The sequence below is a fragment of the Vibrio sp. 10N.247.311.49 genome, from assembly GCF_041467655.1.
Classification (GTDB): Bacteria; Pseudomonadota; Gammaproteobacteria; order Enterobacterales; family Vibrionaceae; genus Vibrio; species Vibrio crassostreae_C.
The window spans coordinates 1-4,330 of sequence record NZ_JBFSVA010000048.1 but is presented as its reverse complement, the minus strand read 5'-3'; the positions used below and the strand labels follow the sequence as shown (position 1 = coordinate 4,330).

The 4,330-nt window shown below is 37.7% G+C and carries 5 protein-coding genes; all 5 read right to left on the bottom strand.

The window, feature by feature from the left end:
- Nucleotides 1-541: 541 nt before the first annotated feature.
- The 5 genes from AB6E54_RS22530 to AB6E54_RS22510 all read right to left on the bottom strand — a co-directional run bounded on the left by AB6E54_RS22530 (nucleotide 542) and on the right by AB6E54_RS22510 (nucleotide 4,230).
- Nucleotides 542-847: a hypothetical protein gene (locus tag AB6E54_RS22530; RefSeq protein ID WP_017067214.1), complete on the bottom strand. Its 306-nt coding sequence runs from the start codon at nucleotides 845-847 to the stop codon at nucleotides 542-544.
- 165 nt (nucleotides 848-1,012) lie between these two features.
- Nucleotides 1,013-1,630, bottom strand: a complete 618-nt coding sequence (locus AB6E54_RS22525) for a hypothetical protein (protein WP_372135910.1) — start codon at nucleotides 1,628-1,630, stop codon at nucleotides 1,013-1,015.
- Nucleotides 1,631-1,773: 143 nt separating this feature from the next.
- Nucleotides 1,774-2,376, bottom strand: coding sequence for a DUF922 domain-containing protein (locus AB6E54_RS22520; RefSeq protein ID WP_065583845.1), 603 nt, complete (start codon nucleotides 2,374-2,376; stop codon nucleotides 1,774-1,776).
- A 136-nt stretch (nucleotides 2,377-2,512) separates the two neighbouring features.
- Nucleotides 2,513-3,130, bottom strand: coding sequence for a hypothetical protein (locus AB6E54_RS22515; protein ID WP_372135910.1), 618 nt, complete (start codon nucleotides 3,128-3,130; stop codon nucleotides 2,513-2,515).
- A gap of 149 nt (nucleotides 3,131-3,279) precedes the next feature.
- Entirely contained in the window at nucleotides 3,280-4,230 is a 951-nt protein-coding gene (locus AB6E54_RS22510; RefSeq protein WP_045104646.1) for an endonuclease domain-containing protein, read from the bottom strand.
- Between the last annotated feature and the right edge of the window lie 100 nt (nucleotides 4,231-4,330).

Sequence of the window (4,330 nt, the reverse complement as noted above, 5' to 3'; positions counted from 1 at the left end):
AACCCATCAACATAAGTTTAGCGGATGTTTGACAACCGGGGGAATCCATGTAGCCTCATTAAGCGGACAAAAATGGTTGGCTAAAATCGCGAAGCGACGGCCAACTGTTTTTGTTCCGTTTAAATGACTTGTTATAAGGCACTTTCGTCAATGATTCTGAACTGCTTCGGTACTAAAAATGCCAGTATGACTGCCAAAATTAACATCATTATCACTCGTATACTCACTGAGGGAATCAACGATTCAAGTAATGTAAAACTCAGCGCTGATGAACCGCCAACAAACATGCCTAAATAGGAGCGTCTTGGTGTCCATTCGATCAAAGCTGAACATTGGGTACAGCGATACTTTGTCCTATTTCCACTAAATAAAAACCAACTAAGTGAAATCTTCTGTTGACAATTAGGGCACTCTCTATTCTTCATACTAAATCAAACTCCATGTGACTTATAACGCCTGCTTAAGCGGACTAAAATAGTGGGTTAAAATGTGTAGCGAAGCGAAACCTAACCCACTGTTTTAGTTCCGTTTAAAGCTCTTGTTAGCCGATCAACTTATAAGAGAAAACAAACTCTTTATCTGGCTTACTGCTTAGCATATTAAACAATATGTCAAAGTCGGTTGCATCTTCCTGATGAGCACGCCAAATTGCTGAAGTATCACCTAAAGTGAGAGCTAATTGGTCTGCCATTGTTAATTGAACTTTACGAGATTTATTTATAGTATCAACAATATGAAATAGGTCGCCAGATATAACTTTAAGCGCCATCTGCTCTTGATTCTTACTAGTAGAAGAACGAATATGCTCTAATGCTTTCGAACTCACTTTGACTGATATAAGACTCATAAATACCCCTTAGAAACAATATTACATATCGGATTAATAGATTCGGCTAACGCCTGCATAACACGTTTGCTACGATACAGACTTAGTTGAATTTTACTGCCTTAATCACTGAAGCTAAAGGCAAACTGACAACGCCGAGTGTAGCAAATCGTGTTGATGCATTTGTTATACGAATTGCTTTGCTAGTACGCAATAATCATAATATGAATCTGTATGAGTCCATTTCATGCCTCTCATTGGTCCATTTGCCACCATTGATGCATAGGTACTTTGAACGAAAAAATTTCGGTGAATAAGCTCTACAGCATCGTTATATTTTGAATGAAAACATTGATTACCGTCGGTTATAATCTTAAGTTCAAGATAGTCTTTATCATCATCCAAACTTTCGTAAAATTCAATAAATGCATTAAGCGTTGAGTCACTGATTTGTGCAAAAGACCGAGCTGCTGGAATTAGGAAATCTGTATTATTCCAATGGTCTTTATAGATTAGCGCCAATGCTTTAACTCCAATTTTCGAGTTCGTTTGACGGACTGTTTCTAATGCTGCATATAAACAATTTGAATAATCTTCGTTATCTGAAACTAATTCAATGAACTCCAGATCAATTTCAGCCGTTGAACAAAAATCCTCAAAACGTTTTTGGAGATGTCTCCCATAAAAAGTTTCAGCAAATTTTCCAATAAGGCTAATTCCTGGAATACCTACATCTTGAGCTAATTGAGCAATTTCATTACCAGCTTGTACTATTTCTTTTCCCCACTCAACTTTCTTATTCATACTTAAAATTACCCCTTTATTCGTATAACGCCAAATTAAGGTGTGAACAACGCCAACAACCCTACCTAAAGCATTGCGCCATAAACACTAAACTTGCTTGAAGTGAAAGCGCCGAGCGTTGTGAATCACTCTTAAATTTATTGTTATATGCGTGGTGACATTGGCGCGAAAGGTATTTCGCATATTTTCAAGTAAGGCCCCTCACCAAAAGGAGACTCTGCTAATTCAATTTCTCCATGCGACGTATAAACGTCAAACAGAGCATTACTTTCCACCAAATCACCTTCAAGCTCAATGACTCTATCATTTGCGCTACTACACCCTCCACGCTGCCCTCGTTTGAAGGCTAAATACATTTCGTGCATCGACTTAACTGCAAGCGCACAATGAATCTGTTCATGACGATAGAGCTTCTCAAGATATGGACGAAACTCCTCAGCTGACTCATCTGAAGTCTTAGGCATTTCGAACTTCGGAAGTGTATAGGTAACTTCAAGCTCAAATTCATGAATTTCGCAAGAATCATCATCCGTATGGAAGTCGTATTTCCACGCGGTGTAACCGTCAAAGCCTTCATTTACGAGAAACTCAGGTCTAGCGTTAAATGAACGCTCAATTTCTTCAACACTATTCCCGCTAATCTCATACACTTCAAACTTTTTCTTGAAGGGAAAGTCTAGCTTGACGTCAGCATTAGCCTGACTAAACGCCATTAAGCAATATATTGAAAGTACTACTTTTTTCATCATCATCCTTGAAGCATATAACGCCTGCATAACACGTTTGCTACGATACAGACTTAGTTGAATTTTACTGCCTTAATCACTGAAGCTAAAGGCAAACTGACAACGCCGAGTGTAGCAAATCGTGTTGATGCATTTGTTATACGAATTGCTTTGCTAGTACGCAATAATCATAATATGAATCTGTATGAGTCCATTTCATGCCTCTCATTGGTCCATTTGCCACCATTGATGCATAGGTACTTTGAACGAAAAAATTTCGGTGAATAAGCTCTACAGCATCGTTATATTTTGAATGAAAACATTGATTACCGTCGGTTATAATCTTAAGTTCAAGATAGTCTTTATCATCATCCAAACTTTCGTAAAATTCAATAAATGCATTAAGCGTTGAGTCACTGATTTGTGCAAAAGACCGAGCTGCTGGAATTAGGAAATCTGTATTATTCCAATGGTCTTTATAGATTAGCGCCAATGCTTTAACTCCAATTTTCGAGTTCGTTTGACGGACTGTTTCTAATGCTGCATATAAACAATTTGAATAATCTTCGTTATCTGAAACTAATTCAATGAACTCCAGATCAATTTCAGCCGTTGAACAAAAATCCTCAAAACGTTTTTGGAGATGTCTCCCATAAAAAGTTTCAGCAAATTTTCCAATAAGGCTAATTCCTGGAATACCTACATCTTGAGCTAATTGAGCAATTTCATTACCAGCTTGTACTATTTCTTTTCCCCACTCAACTTTCTTATTCATACTTAAAATTACCCCTTTATTCGTATAACGCCTGCATAACACGTTTACTACCAAACAATTATACTTAATATTGACGCCTTAAAACGAGAAACACCCGGCAAACTGAGATTGCCGAGTGTAGTAAATCGTGTTGATGCAATTGTTAGGCTCTACATTTCGTATAAGCTTAATCCCATAGATGCACCAATAATGTACCAAATTCTCTGCCAGAAAACATGAACTAGTTCACTGCCAACATATGAAGTTTCTTCATTACCATGACGTAGTAATTTACCGTTAGCCAAGTATTTGAAACTATAAGATCCATGCTCTCTGTCACTTAATTCATCAGGAAGAACAGCACGAAGAGGTTTTATATATACAGGGTCATCAGCGATTAAAATAAACTCATCAAACAAGTGTGAGAAACTTTCCATATGCTCACCTAATTCTAATGTATACCATTCTTTTGAAACAGTATTAATTCTCACTTCACCCTTTTTATACTCTTTAATTGAACCATCTAAATGCTTTATTTCATGCTCATCTTCTGGTGGGTGGAAGACAAACGCTGTGATGAACGATTTTTCATGCAACCATTCAATCGCATGAGGAATGAGCTCATCAATGCTTACAGGCTTTAATGTTTTATCAGGATTTATCTTTTTAAAAAAAGAAAGTGCCTTAGCTGTTTCTCGATAGAGAAATGGGTAATCAATATACATTACACGGTATTTAGCAGGAGCTCTTTGCATTCGCTCTATGTATATTTCTCTAACTTCTGCAACGCATGATTGAGGGTTGCGATTTATTTCACGCCCAGTAAACCTAATTACCGTGTAGCCCGCTCTAGAAAGGTAGCGTTGTCTTATTGCATCTTTTTCTAATTGTTCTTTTGTTGAGTGGTATTCATGTCCATCTAATTCGATTATTAGCCGAGCGTCTTTTAAAATAAAATCAACGCGGAAACGACCATGTTTTTCTTTATCACCAAACCAATGCTCAGCTTCTATAGCATTTGCTAAGTCACCTAGTTCCTTACTAAATTCCTTCTCAATATATGATTGTCCTCTGTCCTTGTACCAACTAGGCGGAGTTTGGGGTTGACCTGGATATTTCATGTTTACCTCGATTCATGAGTGGGGCCTAACGAATGACATGGATTCCCCCTACCGAGGATCTGCCACACTTATGTGGTACTTAAATGCATCGGAGGCACCA

What these genes read in the sequence shown, in the direction of transcription:
- AB6E54_RS22530 (WP_017067214.1), bottom strand. Translation starts at nt 847, where the DNA reads ATGAGTCTTATATCAGTCAAAGTGAGTTCGAAAGCATTAGAGCATATT.
- AB6E54_RS22525 (WP_372135910.1), bottom strand. Translation starts at nt 1,630, where the DNA reads ATGAATAAGAAAGTTGAGTGGGGAAAAGAAATAGTACAAGCTGGTAAT.
- AB6E54_RS22520 (WP_065583845.1), bottom strand. Translation starts at nt 2,376, where the DNA reads ATGAAAAAAGTAGTACTTTCAATATATTGCTTAATGGCGTTTAGTCAG.
- AB6E54_RS22515 (WP_372135910.1), bottom strand. Translation starts at nt 3,130, where the DNA reads ATGAATAAGAAAGTTGAGTGGGGAAAAGAAATAGTACAAGCTGGTAAT.
- AB6E54_RS22510 (WP_045104646.1), bottom strand. Translation starts at nt 4,230, where the DNA reads ATGAAATATCCAGGTCAACCCCAAACTCCGCCTAGTTGGTACAAGGAC.